Genomic DNA, 16,226 nt, shown 5'->3' with positions numbered 1-16,226 from the left:
CGGGGGGCGCGGGCGGGGGGGGGGCGCCCCGCGCCCCCCCCCCGGGGGGGGGGCCCCCCCGCCCCCCCCCCCCCCCCCCCCCCCCCCCCCCCCCCCCCCCCCCTCACTCGGGGAAGTCGGGGGCGGAGCCGCGGTGCGGCCGGGATCGGACCGGGCGCACCGGGCCCGCCTCCACCCGGTTCACGGGCGCCGCGGGCGCGGGTCACGACGCACGTGATCGGGAATCACTGCTCGACGCGGACCCAGTCGACCAGATAGCGCGCATTGCCCGCCTTCACCTTGTCGACCGATTCCTGCGGGAGTCCGAAATAGGGTTCGGTGACGCCGTTGACGCCGTTCGGGAACTGGCCGCCGAGTGCGAAGTTCAGAATCATGAACTGCGGGTCGTCGTAGACCCACGTCCAGCCGTTCTGCTCCATTTCGGCCTTGGTGATCTTGTAGATCTCCGCGTCGTCGACGAGGAAGGTGATTCCTTCCGGAGTCCAATCCGCCGTGAAGACGTGCCAGTCGCCCGGGTCGGAACCCTCGAACTGCTGCTGCCCCGCGATCGGGGTGTCGCCGTGGTACTCGGGACCGTGCAGCGCGACGCTGGTCCACGGCTCGCCGACGCTCTCCATGACGTCGACCTCGCCGCACTGCGGCCAGCTCACCTCGTCGATGTTGGCGCCCAGCGACCACCACGCCGGCCACAGGCCCTGGCTGGTGCCGCCCTCGGGCAGCTTCACCTTCGCCGAGTAGCGGCCGTAGGTGAACTCGAAGTTGTCCTGGGTGTTGACCCGGCCGGACTGGAAGTCGTAGGTGTTGCCGTCCGGCGCCTGGAAACCGGGAGTGCTGCGCGCGTGCAGCGCGAGCGCGCCGTTCTCGGCGCCGGTGTTCGCGTCGTCGTGGTCGATGTAGATCGTCTCGGGGGAGTCCACGTAGGCCTGCTGCTCCGAGTTCACCGTGGTGAAGTTGTCCCCGGTGACCTCGACCTTCCACTTGGAGCGGTCGAGTTCGGCGCCGGAGAAGTCGTCGAAGAACACCTCCGCCTTCGGCGACGGCGCCGCGGGCTGGGCCGGAGCCGCCACCGCGGAGGTCGCCGAAGAGGTGACGAACGGGAACAGGCACAGCGCGGCGAGGGTCGTTCCTGCCGCCTTGAATCCGGTTCGGGGCACGAGAAGTCTCCTTCGGGGGGACGTTGAAGGATGAGAGCGCTCTCAACGGGACAGGCTGCTCACCTGAAACGTTCCGGTAAAGGCTATATCGATGAAGTACGGGACTGATTAGGCCGATCGGCTGCTGTTCGCCGCTCAACGGGACCCGGTTGCGCAATTCGAAGTACGCGATATCGCCGTTTTTGCCAGTTGTGACGCCGCGCGATCACGGTTCGGAGCCGGATGAATGCGATTGGTTCGTTCCCATTTTTTCCGGTGTTCGGGAGAACGGGGATTCAGGCCGATTCGCGGCGCACGAGCTCCACCGGCAGCACCTCGCGACCCGGTGCCACCCGGTCGCCCGCGATCAACCGGTGCAGCAGCGCCACCATGTGCACCGTCCGCAGCGCCGGGTCCTGGCGGATCGTGGTCAGCGGCGGATCGGCGTGCGGCGCGACCGCGGGGTGGTCGTCGAACCCGACCACCGCCACGTCCGCGGGCACCCGGCGGCCCGCGGTCCGCAACGCCCGCAGCGCACCCACCGCCATCAGATCGTTCGCCGCGAACACCGCGTCCAGCTCCGGCACCCGCGCCAGCAGCGCCGCCATCGCCCGCTCGCCACCGGCCTCGGTGAAGTCGCCCGGTTCGGAGCGCGCCGCCGTCGCCTCGCCGACGCCGACCGCCTCCCGCCAGCCGCGCAGCCGCTCCAGCCCGGCGTGCTCGTCGCGCGGCCCGGTGACCGTCACGACGGCCCGCCTGCCCAGCGACAGCAGGTGCTCGGTCGCGAGCCGGCCGCCGCCCACGTTGTCGTGGTCCACCAGGTGCAGGCCGCGTTCGGAGATCCACGGCCGGCCGCCGAACACCACCGGCAGCGGCAGGTCCCGCACCGCCGCGGGCAGCGGATCACCGCGGTGCGGGGCCAGCACCAGCGCACCGTCCACGTGCCCGCCTGCCAGGTACCGCGCGATCCGCGCGTGGTCGTCCGGGCGGTGCACCATCAGCAGCACCAGCTGGCTGTCGCCCGCGGACAGGTGCTGGGACACGATGCGGACCGTGGCGGCGAAGAACGGGTCGTCGAAGAACTTGTCCTCCGGTTCGGAGAGCACCAGCGCGATCGCCCCGGTGCGCCGGGTGACCAGCGCCCGCGCCGCGCGGTTGGGCACGTAGCCGAGCTCGCGCACCGCGGCGTCCACCTGCCGGCGGGCCTCCGGGCTGACCCGGGGGGAGTCGTTGATCGCGCGGGACGCCGTCGCGCGGGACACACCCGCCCTGGCCGCCACGTCCTCCAAGGTGGGCCGCCCGCCGGGCATGCTCATCCGCTCCCCTTCCGTCCCCGTGGACGGAAGCCTAGAGCGCGCGGGTGGTCCGGCCCGTGCCGGTGGTGCGGCGGGGCGCCACCGGCAGGCATCAGCGGTGGCGCATCGAGGCGACGAGCAGGAACACCCCCACCAGCACCGCCACTCCGGCCAGCGACCACTCGACCAGGAAGTCCCGCGAACCGCCGAGCAGCACCGACGCCGAGATGATCAGCGCCAGCGCACCGGAGACCAGCAGCACCACGTCCGGGGACTGCGAGCGCGCGTCGTCCTTCGCGTCAGCCACGGAGCACCTCCACCATTCCGTCGGAAACGAACGCCTCCACGGTGAGGTGGCCGCCACCGGGCCCGTCCGCACCGGGATCGTCGATGTCGAGCCGCGTGTGCTCGCCCCCGTTCTCCTGCGTGCCGAGGCAGTGCACCGCGCCGCGTTCCGCGGTGCACCCGGCGGTGACGTCCAGGTCCCGCGGCAGCAGCACCCGCACCCGCCCCTGCCCGACGTGCGCGCCGGTCTCGACCTGCTCGTCGCCGGCGAGGCGCAGCTGCCGCAGGTCCAGGGTCAGCGTGCCGCGCTCCAGGTACGGGTAGGACTCCCGCAGCCCCGCGGTGGTCGTCGCCACCACCCGCCGGTCCTGCGGCGGAGCCGGTTCCGCGTCGTCGCCCGCACCGGGGCCCAGCAGCAGCGCCAGCGCCCCCACCGGCAGCGCGAACGCGATGAGCGCCCGGCCGCCGCGCAGGAACGCGGCGCACAGCATGCCCACCCCGAGCACACCCAGCACCACCGCGAGCGCCGAACCGGCACTGCCGCCCGCGGTGAGCGCCGCCCCACCGGCCAGCACGGCCACGGCCAGCGCGATCCAGGTGATCCACGTCCGCTTCGGCTGCGGCGGCTCCGGTTCCGTCCCGGGCTCCGGCAGGTCCCAGGCGAACGGCGCGGCACCCAGCGGATCCCAGGACGGCGGTTCGGCGCGCTGCTGAGCGCCCGGGTACACCCAGGTGTTCTCGCCGACCGGGGCCGCCGGCGCGCTCGCCACGGCCTGGCCCGGCGTGTTCGGCGCCGCCTGGCCCGGCGTGCTCGGCGCCTGCTGGCCCGGCGTGCTCGGCACGGCGACCTGCCGGTCCCGGTAGCCGCGGTGCAGCAGGTACAGCCCGGCGCACGCGGCGCCGAACACCAGCCAGCCGTGCGGGTAGAGCATGCTCAGCGCGGTGGGGACCCCGATCAGCACCACCAGCGCCACCCCGACCAGCCGGCCGAACCGGTTGCGGTTCGGCGCGTCCGGATCGGACGGCAGCAGCACCCACAGCGCCAGGTACAACGCGAGGCCCCCGCCACCGGGGATGGTGGCCACCGCGAACGCCACCCGCACCAGCACCGGGTCGATGCCGTAGCGCCGCCCGATCGCGCCGCTCACCCCGGCGAGCTTGCGGTCCTGCCGCAACCGCGCCGGTCGCGACTCCCACATCTCCCGGAGGGTGTCGCCGACGTTGTCATTCCCGCTCATGCGTCCACTATCGAGCGGTGACCGGCCAGGCCACATCGGGGACGCCCCTGAGCGCCGCCCGGAACGCCCTGGGGATTCCCCGATGCACGTGATCTCCCGCGCGTGTGACCATCGCAGGGTGAAGAAGCCGTACCAGCGGGAACGAGCTCGCGAGCCGCGGCGGGTGCCGACGGCCCCCGCGGCGGTCGACCCCGGCGCACCCGACCGGCCCGAGGCGGCCGGTGCCGCGCGGGCCGCCGCCGCACCGTCCGCCCCGTTCGGCGCGCCGGGCGCGGACCCGTTCCCGGTGGACCCGGACCGGCCCACCGAGCCGCACGGCCACCTGGTCCGCGATTCCACCGCTCCCGGCGCCGGCCCGCCGACGCTGTACCGGCGGCGCGGCGGTCGGCTCGTCGCCGGGATCTGCGGTGGGCTCGCCGACCACCTCGGGGTGTCGGTGCTGTGGGTCCGCGCCTCGTTCGCGGTGCTGGCCGCGTTCGGCGGGGCCGGGCTGCTCGGCTACGGACTGCTGTGGATCTTCGTGCCGCAGAGTGGGGGCGACGAGCCGCCGATGACCGACCGGGAGCGCCAGCAGGGCCTCGGGCTGATCATCCTCGGCCTCGGGCTCGCGGTCGCCGTCGGACTGCTCGGCATCCTGCCCGGCTGGCTCACCGGCCCGCTCGGCGTCGCGATGGTCGGCGCCGCCGTGGTGTGGCGCGAAGCCGACGAGTCGCAGCGGCGGCGCTGGCGGGAAGGCGCCCGCACCGGGATGGCGGGCGCGCTGCTCGGCGGCGGCGGGCGGTCCGCGGTGGTGCGGGTCGTCTCCGGCGCCGCGCTGGTCGTGATCGGCGCGGTGGTCTTCCTCGCCGGGTCGGCCAGCGTCAGCGACCTCCAGTTCGCGCTGCTGTCCACGGTGACCGCGCTGGTCGGTGCCGCGGTGCTCACCGTGCCCTGGTGGGTGCGGCTGATGCGGGACCTCGACGTGGAGCGCGCCGGGCGGGTCCGCTCCCAGGAACGCGCCGAGATCGCCGCGCACCTGCACGACTCGGTGCTGCAGACGCTCGCGCTGATCCAGAAGCAGGCCGGTTCGGAACGCGAGGTGCGGCGGCTCGCCCGCGGCCAGGAGCGGGAGCTGCGGACCTGGCTCTACGGCCCCGGCGGCTACGGCCGGGGCGACGCGGCCGAACCGGAGTCCCCGGCCGCCGAACCGGGGCCGATGCTGTCCGCGCAGCTCGCGCGGGCCTGCGGCGAGGTGGAGGACGCCTTCGCGATCAACGTGGACCAGGTCGTCGTCGGCGACTGCGAGCTGGACGACGCCCTCACCGCGCAGCTCGCCGCCGCCAGGGAGGCCGTGGTGAACGCCGCCAAGCACGCCGGGGTCGCCGAGGTCAGCGTGTACGCCGAGGTCGAACCCGACCAGGTTTCGATCTTCGTGCGGGACCGGGGCGCCGGGTTCGACCCGGAACGGGTGTCCGCGGACCGGCACGGGATCGCCGACTCGATCAGGGGCAGGATGGAGCGCAACGGCGGCTCCGTCCGCATCCGGACCGCGCCCGGTTCCGGCACCGAAGTGCAGATGGACATGCCGCGCGAGGCCCGCCGGTGAACCGGCCGCGGCCGGTGGAGGAGGAGAACGTGACCAGCGAAGAAGCAGACCAGCGCCCGGTCCGGGTGTTCCTGGTCGACGACCACGCGTTGTTCCGCTCCGGGGTGCGCGCCGAGCTCGCCACCGCGCCCGACCAGGTCGAGGTCGTCGGTGAAGCGGGTTCCGTCGCGGAAGCCGCCGCGGGCATCGCGCACTACCGGCCGCAGGTGGTGCTGCTCGACGTGCACATGCCCGACGGCGGCGGTGCCGAGGTGCTGCGGCGCGTCCGCGGCGAGCAGCCGGACGTGGTGTTCCTGGCGCTGTCCGTCTCGGACGCCGCCGAGGACGTGATCGCGGTGATCCGCGGTGGGGCGCGCGGCTACGTCACCAAGACCATCTCCGGCCGGGAGCTCGCCGACGCCGTGTGCCGGGTGGCCGCCGGGGACCCGGTGTTCTCGCCGCGGCTCGCGGGGTTCGTGCTGGACGCGTTCTCCCAGGGCCCGCATTCGGCGCCGGTGGGCGACCCGGAGCTGGACCTGCTCACGCCGCGGGAGCGGGACGTGCTGCGGCTGCTCGCCCGGGGCTACGCGTACAAGGAGATCGCCGCCGAGCTGTTCATCTCGGTGAAGACGGTGGAGACGCACGTGTCGAGCGTGCTGCGCAAGACGCAGCTGTCGAACCGCTACGAGCTCTCCCGCTGGGCCAGCGACCGCAGGCTCGTCTGACCGGCCGCCGGCCCGCGCCGCTCACTTCATGGGGTGGTTCGTGGCGAGGTCGGTGTACGGGTGCGCCGGGGCGACCCGGGGTGCGCCGTCCGGGGCCCGGTCGGCCGGGGCTCCGGCGGCGCCGTCCCGGGCGGGCCGCGGCCGGGCGGTGCGGTTCCGGGTGAGGGCGACGCCCGCCAGCACCAGCGCGATGCCGAGCAGCACCCGCCAGCTCAGCCGCTCACCCAGCACCAGCCAGCCCAGCAGCACCGACACCACCGGCATCAGGTAGGTGACCGTCGACGCGACCGTCGCCCCCTCGTCGGCGATGAGCCGGTAGTTCAACGCGAACCCCACCCCGGTGCCGAACACCCCGAGCACCGCCACCGCCAGCAGCGCCACCGCGTCGAACCGCACCGCGGGCAGCCCTTCCAGCGGCAGCACCACCGCCGCCAGCCCGGTCGCCGCGGCCAGCTGCAGCGCCGCCAGCACCGGTGCGGGCGCCCCCGTCCCGGTCAGCTTCCGGCCGATGTGCACGTAGCCGACGCCGTAGCTGGCCGCCGCCGCCAGGCAGGCGAGCACCCCGGTCCCGGCCGACGCGCCCTGCCACGGCGCGAGGATCAGTAGCACCCCGCCGAACCCGACGGCGAGCCCGCCGAGCATCCGCGGGGAGAACCCGCCGCGCGCTCCCAGCACGTACCCGAACAGCAGCGTCCACAGCGGCGTCGTCGCGTTCACCGCCCCGGCCAGCCCGGAGTCCACGGTCCGCTCGCCGATGCCGAGCAGCACCCACGGCAGCGCGCTGGCGAAGAACCCGGCGACGACGACGTGCGGCAGCAGCCGCCGGTCCAGCCGCATCCGCAGCCCGCGGACGGCGCAGAGCGCCACCAGCACCGCCGCGCCGAGCGCGATGCGGGTGAACGTTACTTGCGCCGGGGACATCGCCGTCAGCGCCAGCTTGATCAGCAGGAAGCTCGCGCCCCACAACAGCGCCAGCACACCGAGCCGCAGGTGGCTCGTCCGGTGGTTCATCGTCGCTCCCTCGTCCGCAGGTCGTCCCGAGGACCACGATCCGAGAGCCGATGCATAAGGACAAGCGAAATAAACTGAACTGAAGTTTCAGCTCTGCTGTATCGTCGGGGCATGTTGGACGCCCGTCGCATGCAGGTCCTCCGCGCCGTCGTCAGCGGCGGCTCGATCAGCAGCGCCGCCACGAACCTCGGGTACACGCCCTCCGCGATCAGCCAGCAGGTCGCCACCCTCGAACGGGAGGCGGGCACCGCGCTGCTGGAGAAGGTCGGCCGCGGCGTGCGGCCCACGGCGGCCGGGCGGCTGCTCGCCGAGCGCGCCGCCGAGCTCGCCGGGCTGCTCGCCGACACCGACGCCGAACTCGACGACCTGCGCGCCGGGCGCACCGGGCGGCTCCGGTTGCGCTACTTCGGCTCGGCCGGGGTCGGGCTCGTCCCGCCCGTCGTGGCGAAGTTCCGCGCCGAGCACCCCGAGGTGCGGCTCGACCTGAAGATGATCGACGAGGGGATCCTGGGCGAGGTCGCCACCGGCGAAGCCGATCTCGCCGTCATCGTCGTCGGCCGGGAACTGCCGCAGGCGCGCGGAGTCCGGGTCGAGCACCTCGTCGACGAGCCGTACCACGTGCTGCTCCCGCAGGGCCATCCGCTGAGCCAGGAGCCGGAGATCGACCTCGCCCGGCTCGCCGGCGAACCGTGGGTGCTGGAGGCGCTGGGCGACGGGCCGTGCGCCGAATCGCTGCGGGACGCCTTCGACTCCGCCGGGTTCGCGCCGCGGATCGAGCTGGAGACCGGCGGGGACTACGCGGCGCAGGCGTTCGTCGCGGCCGGGCTGGGCATCGGCCTGCAACCGCGGCTCGCGCTCGGGGTGCTGCACCCCGGCATCGTCGTCCGGCCGGTGCGGCGGCCCGAACCGGTACGCCGCATCCACGTCGCGGTGCGCGAGACCGTGGCCGACCAGCCCGCCACCCGATCCTTGCTGGCGGCCCTCCGCGACACCGCCCGGGCGTGATCGGCCGGGCGGTGCGGAGTTCCGGGATCAGACCCGGGAATCGCTGTTGATCAGGGGTTCGCCGTCGCGGGCCACCATGCCCAGCAGGTGGCGTTCCTTGCTGGTCTTGCCGTCCTTCTCGAACTCCAGGACCACCAGCACCCGGGAACCGATGACCTTCGGCCCGGAAACGATCTTGACGTCGTCCACGGAGTTCCAGAACGACTCGTAGCTGTCCTTGCCCGCGGACTGCAGCCCCGGGCCCAGCAGCGACCAGGACTTGTCCAGGTCGTCCGGGACGGACGAGAAGTAGGTCTTCACCACGTTCACGATCTCGTCCTTGGACGGCTGCTCGTCGTCCTTTTCCTCGCTGGACGTCGTCGTGGTCGTGCTGATCGGCGTCGTCGGCGGGGCCGAGGACGAGGGCGCGGTCGTCGTCGGCGGAGCCGTGGTGACCGGAGCGGGCTCCGCGGGCGCCACCGGCTCGGACACCGGCGGCTGCGACTGGGGGGAGCGCTGCTCCCCGGCGCCGAACGCGCTCGCCGTCAGCACCCCGACCAGCACCGCCACCAGCAGCGCCGCCGCCCACAGCAGCACCGCCTTGCGGGAGGTCCCGCCGCCGGAGGGTTCGGACACCGCGGCCTGCCCGACCTGGGTCGGCGGGTTGCCCGCGGGGACCGCCGCACCCACCCGGGTCGGCTGCGCCTGCTGCGGCCTGCCCTGCGGGGCGGCCGCCGGGCGCTGCCAGCCACCGGACGGCGTGGACCCGCCTGGCAGCGGCCGTCCCTCCGCCACCGCCAGCAGCATGCTGCGCGTCTGCGCCATCGTCGGGCGGTCCACCGGGTCCGGCTGCAGCAGCTGCATCAGCGCCGGGGCCAGCGGACCCGCCTGCCGCGGTGGCTCCACCTGTCCGCGCGCCACCCGGTGCAGCAGGCTGATCGCGTTCTCGTCCGTGCCGAACGGGGGCTCGCCCTCCACCGCCGCGTACAACGTCGCGCCCAGCGAGAACACGTCCGAAGCGGGAGCCGGGTCCCGGCCCAGCGCGACCTCCGGCGACAGGTAGGCCGGGGTGCCGGCGAGGATGCCGCTCTTGGTCACCGCCACGTCGCCGATGGCGCGGGAGATGCCGAAGTCGGTGATCTTGGCGATGCCGTTGTCGCCGAGCAGGATGTTCCCGGGCTTCAGGTCCCGGTGCACGATGCCCGCCATGTGCGCCGCCGCCAGCGCCCCCGCGACCTGCGCGCCGATCCGGGCCACCGACTGCGGCGGCAGCACGCCCTGCTCGCTGAGCACCGTCGCCAGGCTCTGCGAGGGCAGGTACTCCATCACGAGCACCGGCTGGCCCTCGTCCTCGGCCACGTCGAAGACCACGATGGCGTTCTGGTGCTGCAACCGGGCGGCGATGCGGCCCTCGCGCATCGAGCGCTGCCGCGCCTCCTCGGTCTCCTCATCGGTGTAACCGGGCTGGAGCAGCAGCTGCTTGACCGCGACGGTGCGGTGCAGCCGCTCGTCGACCGCGCGCCACACGATGCCCATGGCGCCGCTGCCGATCCGCTTCTCCAACCGGTAACGGCCCGTGATCAAACGGCCCTCGGCGCTCACAGGTCTCTCCTGATGCTGGGGTGGTGGCGGCTTGGACGGTACTGACCGGGCCCCCGAGACCGGCTCGTGCTCATCGGCCCCACGTTACTGGTGGGCGGCTGGGGGAACGCACCAGGTCGGGGTGAACGGATCGCCGCTGGCGAAAGCACCGGGCCGGGGGCACGCATCGCGAGATGCCTGTCCCCGGCCCGGAAAACGACCACCTGGTGCTCAGCCCTGAAGCTGGAACGCGGAGGCACCGGATTGCGGCGAGGTGGCCTCCGACTGGGTCGGCTGGTCGGCGGAGGACTCGCCCCCGTCGTCGCCGTCGCCGTCGTCGCCGGAGGTCTCGGACGGCTGGGACTCCTCCGTGGACGTCGGCTGCTGCGTCGTCGACGGCTGGGAGGTCTGCTCCGTGGACGTCTCCGTGCTGGTGGTCTCCTCGTACGTCTGTTCCTCCGAGTACCCGGAGCTCTCCGAGGATTGGGTCGTCGGCGGCGGGGGCGGCGGCAGCGGCTGCTGGCTGGTGCCCGTGTCGTTGCCGGTCGGGTCCGGGGTGTTGCTGTTCAGGAACGCCGAGGTCACCAGCACCGCGACCACGGCGGCCGCGACCAGCGCGACACCGGACAGCACCAGCGGGCGCTTGCTGCGCCGCGGCCGGTCGTCGAACGACGTCTCCGCACGCGAGTCCGGCCCGAGGTACGCGGTGCGCGGGTTCGAGTCGTGCTGGCTGTACGGGTCGTCGTCGTAGTAGGCGGTGCCGCCGTGGTGGTCCTGGCCGACGACGCTGGTCGGAGCCAGGTCGGGCCTGCTGTCCGGGCCGATCGCGGGCGGGATCGGCGCGGCCATCGTGGGCACCGAGTTCGCCGAACCGCCGTCGGCGACCGCCAGCAGCATCTCCCGGACCTGCGCCATGTCGGGCCGGTCCTCGACGCGCACCTGCATCATCGCCATCAGCGGCTGGGCCATCGCGCCCGCCTGCTGCGGCGGTTCGATGCGGCCCGCGGCCACCGAGTGCAGCAGCGCCAGCGTGTTCTCGTTCAGCCCGAACGGCGGCCTGCCCTCGATCGCCGCGTACAGCGTCGCGCCCAGGGAGAACACGTCGGAGGCACCGCTCGGCTCCTTGCCCATGGCGACGTCCGGCGACAGGTAGGCGGGCGTGCCCGCCAGCATCCCCGTCTTCGTCACCTGCACGTCGCCCTGGGCGCGCGAGATGCCGAAGTCGGTGATCTTCACCGTGCCGTTGTCGCCGAGCAGGATGTTGCCCGGCTTGATGTCGCGGTGCACCACCCCGGCCGCGTGCGCGGCGCCGCGCGCGGCCGCGGCCTGCGCTCCGATCCGGGCCACCTCGCGCGGCGGCAGCGGTCCGTGATCGGACATCATCGCCGCCAGGCTGGTGGAGGGCAGGTACTCCATGACCAGCACCGGCTGGCCTTCGTCCTCGGCTACGTCGTAGACCGAGATCGCGTGCTGGTGCTGCAGGCGGGCCGCGATGCGGCCTTCCCGCATTGCCCGCTGCCGCGCTTCCTCGGCCTCACCCGGATCCAGACCGGGCTGCAACAACAACTGCTTGACCGCGACAGTGCGGTGCAGGCGTTCATCCACACACTCCCACACCACGCCCATCGCGCCACTGCCGATGCGTCGCTGCACTCGGTAGCGTCCGGCGACCAGGCGACCTTCGTCGCTCACCGACGTCTCCCCGTACTGCTAGATGCCCGCTGGGACGCGATCTCGAACCGGAAGGATCCGGATCGGCAGCACCCCGTCGGGCATCGGCGGTTTAGCGGACCGGTTCGGCCCTCCGACAAGTACACGTTCATTCAGCGCGGCCCGGTTCCGGCCGGTGGGCCGTATCCGGCCGCGGTACGGCAGCCTAGCCGACGCCCTCGCGGCGTAGACCCGAAGTCGTGAGATCGGGGAAGCCCGATTCCACTCGCGTCCAGCGAGGTGCCGTCCTCCTCCTGATCGCTCCGGCGGCACGAAGTGTTTCCGCAGTCCACACGTGGCGTGCTCGGGCGGTCGGCGGAGCGTGTCCGCGCCGGTCCCGGCGCGGGCCGCGGGTGTCCGGTTCGTACCGGGATGACCTCGGCGGTGCTCGCGGAGCGGGCGGTCACCGCGGCGTCGTTGCCGCATTGTTGTGATTCGGGCCCACGGTACGCCCGCGCGCACCGCGCGCGCTCAACGGGGGAAGTGCTGGAACGACCGCAGTTCCACGTCGACGCGGCCACCGGGCCCGGCCGCGTCGAGGTGCAGCAGGTGCCGCAGCAGCGAGCGCGAGCCGTCCGGGTGCTCGACCTCCACGAGGGCCCGGACCAGCTGCGGGGACTCGGCGCGCAGCAGCAGCGGCCGCACCGCGACCACCTCGCGCCACGTGCCGTCCGGCCCACCGCGGCCCGACGCGGGCATGCCCGGGGTGAGGCGCGGCATGGCGAGCGCCGGGGCGCGGTCGATGCGGCCGTAGAACTCCCGGGCGGCCGCCGCCGCGGCGGACTCCTCGTCGGCGGCCGGGTCGAGCACGGTCGGCGGGCGCTGCGGGAACCGCACGGATTCGACGGCGGGCTCGGCGGGTTCCTGGTCCGGGCCGCGGAACGGGGCGCCGCTCGCCGGGGACACCCCGGTGAGGGCGGCGGTGGCGACGGCCGCGCCGAACAGCAGCGCGGTGCACAGGGTGCCGACCGCGGCCCGCACGCCCGGTGCGTCCGGCGCGCCGTCCCCGGGTTCGGCGGTGTCGAGCAGCTCGTTGACCAGTTGCTCGGTGCGCGCCGATTCCTCCGCGCTGAGCCGCAGCGGTTCCGGTGCGAACCAGAGCGGTTTCGGCTTGCGCAGCACCAGTTCCGCGACCGCGGCTCGGCGGGAGCCGGTGGGGGCCGGTTCGGGCAGGAGCGGCGGGAGCGGCCGGGTGTCGGTGTCGTCGACGCGGCCGACCTGGCGGGTGCCGGAGCCGTTCCGGCCGCACCGGCGGCAGCACCGGCTCGCGGTGGCGGTCAGGTGCTCGTGGTCGGCGGCGCGGCGGGGGAGCGGCGGGAGCGGGGCGGGTGCGGGACCCTCCGCCGCGGAACCGCGTGGCCCGCCGGTATCGGTCAGGACTTCGCGCAGCAGGGGTATTCGGTGCCGCATCTCGATTCGCCGAGCCTCCTTCGTCCCGCACCGGCCGGGCTCGGGGACATGGCCGGGCCTGGGGTCGCACGGTCCTTGCGATTGCACTCGTACTCCTCACCGAACGTGTTCGGGGGATTCGGGGCGTGACTTCACCTGAAAGAGAAGTGGGGGCCGTGACGGGCGATCTCCAACAGCGCAGTCGATCACGGTGAGTAGCGCTCGTCGATCACCAGGCCACGTCGTCGGCGTACACCCGCGGATCCGAGCCGGAAGTGAAGCGCAACCGCCGCTGCTGCTCCGCCACCGACCCGTCGGTGCGGGTGATCCGCAAGGTGGTGACGGTGCTCGACGACGTGGCCGACACCGACAGCACCTCCACCGCGGCGGCGTCCCGGTAGCGCTCGGCGAACGCGGCGAAGCCCGCCGCCCGCAGCCGCCCGGTCGTCCCCGCGTACGCCCCGGCGAGGTCGTGCGCGCGGACCGCGTCGAAGTAGTGCTCCGAACGCGCCGCCACCAGCCGCGGATCGGTGAAGGTCAGCAGTTCGTCGCGGTAGGTGACCGGGGCGGACTGCCGCGGCGGTGCCGGTGGGGCGGCCGCCGGCTCGGTGCTCACCTCCCCGCCCGGCTCGCTCGCGCCCGGAGCGCTGTCGGGAGGTCCGTCCGCCGGTGCCCGGCCGGGCGGGTGGTCGACCGCCCCGGGTGCCTGCTGCCGCGGCGGACCGGGCGGCGGCGGGACGAGCCCGGAGGTCGGTGCGCGGTCGGCGAGCAAGTCCGGCCCGTCCGCGTGCGGTTCCGGGGCGGGCGACGGGAAGTGCGTGGCCCGCGGCATGTTCGGCGGCCGCAGGCCCTCGATGGAGGTGGTCGGGGTGACGAGCGCGGTCGCGACCAGCAGCAGTCCGCCGAACGCCGCCCCGGCGGAGGCCACCGCGAACCAGGCCGCGCGGCGCGAGGACCGCGGCGGGGTGACGGAGGCGGGCACCATGCCGAGGTCGAACTTGTGCAGGCCGCCGACCGGGACGGTGTCGCTCAGCGGGTCGGTGCCCGGTTCGGCCGGCGCGGCACCGATCGCCGCCCCGGTGGTGGGGGCGACGGCGGGCAGCGGACCGGTGTCCGCGAACGGGTCGTGCGCGCCGGCGTCGGCGGCGCACGCGCTGATCGCGCGGATCCGGTGCGGCCCGGCGCCCGGTGCGGGCTGCTCGATGAGGCCGCCCCAGCTCACCCCGGTTCCGGTGGGGTGGCCGAGCCGGTCGGGACGCGCGTCCGTGCCGCCGGGAGGCGTGCTGACGGGATCGCCGCCGGGCCAGCGCGGTGCGAGGAGGTCGTCGTCCCGCGGTTCGGTCGTCGCGAGCGCCGAGCGGGACACCGCCGAAGGGGTCATGGTCGGGGAGGCTAGGCAGCGCCGAGCGCCCCCCGCGTCACACGAGTCGGTGGTAACCCTGACTATCGCTCGAAAGAGGGACGCTTCCCGGCGGTTTTCACCTTGCGATCACAGCCCGGAGTACTTCCCGCTCACGCGCCCCGCCCGGCGCCGCGGCGATCAGTAGTCGTTGTTGCGGAACTTGGTCTGGGTGGTCTGGAGGGCCTTGAGCGCCCCCGCGCCGCCGCCCGCGCCGAGCAGCATCGCGAACACGTCCGCGCCCGCGCCCCCGCCGAGCGCGATCAGCAGCGCCACCACCGTGACGGCCAGCGTCACCCCCGTCACGGGCAGGCGCTTGCGCGCGAACTCGACCACCGGCTGACCGCCCGGCCGCTTCTTCGCCGCCGAGGTCAGCATCCCCAGGTAGGCCCCGTGCCCGGCGGCGGCCACGACCGCCACGAGGGTCACGAGCAATGCGACGATCCCGATGAGTGCACCCATGCCTCCAGTCTGCCCTGTCCCGCACCGGTCCGGTATGGGTGGTTTCCCGGAGGCCCGCCCGGGCAAGTTGGCGGCTGAGCTGGGGTTGCGCCGCCGCCCGCGGAAGTGGTTGTGGCGATCCCCTGGATCGAGATCAGCATCACGCATAGGTTCTCAGGCTATGAACGATCGTCCCGCCGAACTCCCGGACCAGCACTCCCTAGCCGGAAAGCGGGCGGTCGTCACCGGCGCGGCCAGCGGCATCGGCTCCGCCACCGCCCGCAGGTTGGCCGCCGCCGGCGCCACCGTGATCGTGGTGGACCGCGAGGCGGAGGCGGTGGAGCGGATCGCGGCCGACCTCGACGCCGAGGCGCGCGTCGTCGACCTGGAGGACCCGGACGCGGCGGCGCCGCTCGGCGAGCACGCCGACATCGTGGTCAACAACGCCGGCTTGCAGCACGTGGCGCCGGTGCACCAGTTCCCGCCGGAGATGTTCGCGAAGCTGGTGAAGGTGATGCTGGAATCGCCGTTCCGGCTGATCCGCGCCGCGCTGCCCGGCATGTACGAGCGGGGCTGGGGGCGGATCGTGAACATCTCCTCGGTGCACGGCCTGCGCGCCTCGCCGTTCAAGAGCGCCTACGTGTCGGCCAAGCACGGCCTGGAGGGGTTGTCGAAGACGGTCGCGGTGGAGGCCGCCGGCTACGGCGTCACCTCGAACTGCGTCTGCCCGGGCTTCGTGCGGACACCGCTGGTGGAGCGCCAGGTCGCCGAGCAGGCGGAGCTGCACCGGGTGCCGGAGGAGCAGGTCGTGGAGGACGTGCTGCTGGCGCGCACCCCGGTGAAGCGGCTGGTGGAACCGGACGAGGTGGCCGACCTGGTGCACTGGCTCTGCGGCCCGAGCACGGCGTCGATCACCGGCGCCTCGTTCCCGATGGACGGCGGCTGGACGGCGCACTGAGCGGGCGCCGGGTGCACGGCCCGCCGCCGGGCCGTGCACCGCGCGCTGATCAGCGCCCGAGGCGGCCGCGGCCGAGGCGCAGCAGGATCATCGCCAGCTCGCGGCCTTCCGGCCCCAGCTCCCGGTAGCGCGCCAGGACGTCCATCTCGCGGTTGTAGACGATGCGCGGCCCGCCGTCGGCCATCCGGGCTTCGCCGACCTGCCGGGAGACCTCGGCACGGCGCTTGATCAGCCGCAGGATCTCGGCGTCCAGGTGGTCGATCTCCTCGCGGAAGCCGGCGATGGCCTCGGTGGCGGGACGCGCGGGGGCGTCCGGTGCGTCGTTCGGTTCGGGCTGGTGCTGCTCACCGTCCACAGCGGCGTTCATGACTCGTCCTCCGAATCGGCCCCACCCCGGACCGGACATGTGAAACGCCCCGAGTCCGAGGACTCCGGGGCGTCGTAGTGGTGTGCGCGCTCACACGGCTACGGGCGTCGGAATCCCGGTCCGCCCGTAGTAAAAGTTCGCGCAAG

General features: G+C 73.9%; 15 protein-coding genes. 4 read left to right on the top strand and 11 right to left on the bottom strand.

All coding sequences use genetic code 11. From position 1 onward, the window contains the following. Positions 1-224: 224 nt before the first annotated feature. The 4 genes from LCD35_RS20685 to LCD35_RS20670 form a co-directional block, all read right to left on the bottom strand. Entirely contained in the window at positions 225-1,154 is a 930-nt protein-coding gene (locus LCD35_RS20685) for a family 16 glycosylhydrolase (RefSeq protein WP_224956118.1), read from the bottom strand. A 275-nt stretch (positions 1,155-1,429) separates the two neighbouring features. Next, a complete protein-coding gene (locus tag LCD35_RS20680) occupies positions 1,430-2,449 on the bottom strand; it encodes a LacI family DNA-binding transcriptional regulator (RefSeq protein ID WP_224968625.1) in 1,020 nt (339 codons plus the stop codon). A 91-nt stretch (positions 2,450-2,540) separates the two neighbouring features. Beyond that, entirely contained in the window at positions 2,541-2,735 is a 195-nt protein-coding gene (locus tag LCD35_RS20675; protein WP_224956116.1) for a hypothetical protein, read from the bottom strand. Continuing rightward, positions 2,728-3,951: a PspC domain-containing protein gene (locus LCD35_RS20670; RefSeq protein WP_224956115.1), complete on the bottom strand. Its 1,224-nt coding sequence runs from the start codon at positions 3,949-3,951 to the stop codon at positions 2,728-2,730. Before LCD35_RS20670 ends, LCD35_RS20675 begins: the two co-directional genes overlap by 8 nt. A gap of 82 nt (positions 3,952-4,033) precedes the next feature. Here LCD35_RS20670 and LCD35_RS20665 point away from each other — a divergent pair, with 82 nt between their 5' ends. Continuing rightward, the gene (locus tag LCD35_RS20665; RefSeq protein ID WP_224956114.1) at positions 4,034-5,536 is read left to right on the top strand and encodes an ATP-binding protein; all 1,503 of its coding nucleotides are present in this window, start codon (positions 4,034-4,036) and stop codon (positions 5,534-5,536) included. Positions 5,537-5,565: 29 nt separating this feature from the next. Further along, the gene (locus tag LCD35_RS20660; protein ID WP_224956113.1) at positions 5,566-6,240 is read left to right on the top strand and encodes a response regulator transcription factor; all 675 of its coding nucleotides are present in this window, start codon (positions 5,566-5,568) and stop codon (positions 6,238-6,240) included. A gap of 21 nt (positions 6,241-6,261) precedes the next feature. Here LCD35_RS20660 and LCD35_RS20655 read toward each other — a convergent pair whose 3' ends face one another. Beyond that, the gene (locus LCD35_RS20655; protein ID WP_224968623.1) at positions 6,262-7,251 is read right to left on the bottom strand and encodes a DMT family transporter; all 990 of its coding nucleotides are present in this window, start codon (positions 7,249-7,251) and stop codon (positions 6,262-6,264) included. Between the two features lie 111 nt (positions 7,252-7,362). Here LCD35_RS20655 and LCD35_RS20650 point away from each other — a divergent pair, with 111 nt between their 5' ends. After that, positions 7,363-8,256, top strand: coding sequence for a LysR family transcriptional regulator (locus tag LCD35_RS20650; protein ID WP_224956111.1), 894 nt, complete (start codon positions 7,363-7,365; stop codon positions 8,254-8,256). Between the two features lie 27 nt (positions 8,257-8,283). Here LCD35_RS20650 and LCD35_RS20645 read toward each other — a convergent pair whose 3' ends face one another. The 5 genes from LCD35_RS20645 to LCD35_RS20625 all read right to left on the bottom strand — a co-directional run bounded on the left by LCD35_RS20645 (position 8,284) and on the right by LCD35_RS20625 (position 14,776). Continuing rightward, positions 8,284-9,837 (bottom strand): serine/threonine-protein kinase, encoded by a 1,554-nt coding sequence (locus LCD35_RS20645; RefSeq protein ID WP_224956110.1) that lies wholly within the window; start codon positions 9,835-9,837, stop codon positions 8,284-8,286. 210 nt (positions 9,838-10,047) lie between these two features. Next, positions 10,048-11,508, bottom strand: coding sequence for a serine/threonine-protein kinase (locus LCD35_RS20640; RefSeq protein WP_224956109.1), 1,461 nt, complete (start codon positions 11,506-11,508; stop codon positions 10,048-10,050). Positions 11,509-11,997: 489 nt separating this feature from the next. Further along, positions 11,998-12,936 (bottom strand): hypothetical protein, encoded by a 939-nt coding sequence (locus LCD35_RS20635; protein WP_225044687.1) that lies wholly within the window; start codon positions 12,934-12,936, stop codon positions 11,998-12,000. A 208-nt stretch (positions 12,937-13,144) separates the two neighbouring features. Then, positions 13,145-14,296: a hypothetical protein gene (locus tag LCD35_RS20630; RefSeq protein ID WP_224957981.1), complete on the bottom strand. Its 1,152-nt coding sequence runs from the start codon at positions 14,294-14,296 to the stop codon at positions 13,145-13,147. A 159-nt stretch (positions 14,297-14,455) separates the two neighbouring features. Then, on the bottom strand, positions 14,456-14,776 hold the full coding sequence (locus LCD35_RS20625; RefSeq protein ID WP_224957980.1) for a hypothetical protein: 321 nt from the start codon (positions 14,774-14,776) through the stop codon (positions 14,456-14,458). A 160-nt stretch (positions 14,777-14,936) separates the two neighbouring features. Between LCD35_RS20625 and LCD35_RS20620 the strand changes: the two genes are divergently transcribed. Continuing rightward, positions 14,937-15,713, top strand: a complete 777-nt coding sequence (locus LCD35_RS20620) for a 3-hydroxybutyrate dehydrogenase (RefSeq protein WP_224957979.1) — start codon at positions 14,937-14,939, stop codon at positions 15,711-15,713. Positions 15,714-15,762: 49 nt separating this feature from the next. Here LCD35_RS20620 and LCD35_RS20615 read toward each other — a convergent pair whose 3' ends face one another. Further along, positions 15,763-16,080: a chorismate mutase gene (locus LCD35_RS20615; RefSeq protein ID WP_224957978.1), complete on the bottom strand. Its 318-nt coding sequence runs from the start codon at positions 16,078-16,080 to the stop codon at positions 15,763-15,765. Between the last annotated feature and the right edge of the window lie 146 nt (positions 16,081-16,226).

The sequence above is a fragment of the Saccharopolyspora sp. 6V genome (assembly GCF_020176785.1).
In the GTDB taxonomy this organism is placed as follows: domain Bacteria; phylum Actinomycetota; class Actinomycetes; order Mycobacteriales; family Pseudonocardiaceae; genus Saccharopolyspora_C; species Saccharopolyspora_C gregorii.
The sequence above is the reverse complement of the archived record's forward strand: the minus strand, read 5'-3'. Positions and strand labels throughout refer to the sequence as shown.

Excerpts from the sequence above, each read along its gene's own strand:
- LCD35_RS20680 (WP_224968625.1), bottom strand. The coding sequence starts at position 2,449 with ATGAGCATGCCCGGCGGGCGGCCCACCTTGGAGGACGTGGCGGCCAGG.
- LCD35_RS20670 (WP_224956115.1), bottom strand. The coding sequence starts at position 3,951 with ATGAGCGGGAATGACAACGTCGGCGACACCCTCCGGGAGATGTGGGAG.
- LCD35_RS20665 (WP_224956114.1), top strand. The coding sequence starts at position 4,034 with ATGCACGTGATCTCCCGCGCGTGTGACCATCGCAGGGTGAAGAAGCCG.
- LCD35_RS20655 (WP_224968623.1), bottom strand. The coding sequence starts at position 7,251 with ATGAACCACCGGACGAGCCACCTGCGGCTCGGTGTGCTGGCGCTGTTG.
- LCD35_RS20650 (WP_224956111.1), top strand. The coding sequence starts at position 7,363 with ATGTTGGACGCCCGTCGCATGCAGGTCCTCCGCGCCGTCGTCAGCGGC.
- LCD35_RS20635 (WP_225044687.1), bottom strand. The coding sequence starts at position 12,936 with ATGCGGCACCGAATACCCCTGCTGCGCGAAGTCCTGACCGATACCGGC.
- LCD35_RS20630 (WP_224957981.1), bottom strand. The coding sequence starts at position 14,296 with ATGACCCCTTCGGCGGTGTCCCGCTCGGCGCTCGCGACGACCGAACCG.
- LCD35_RS20625 (WP_224957980.1), bottom strand. The coding sequence starts at position 14,776 with ATGGGTGCACTCATCGGGATCGTCGCATTGCTCGTGACCCTCGTGGCG.
- LCD35_RS20620 (WP_224957979.1), top strand. The coding sequence starts at position 14,937 with ATGAACGATCGTCCCGCCGAACTCCCGGACCAGCACTCCCTAGCCGGA.
- LCD35_RS20615 (WP_224957978.1), bottom strand. The coding sequence starts at position 16,080 with ATGAACGCCGCTGTGGACGGTGAGCAGCACCAGCCCGAACCGAACGAC.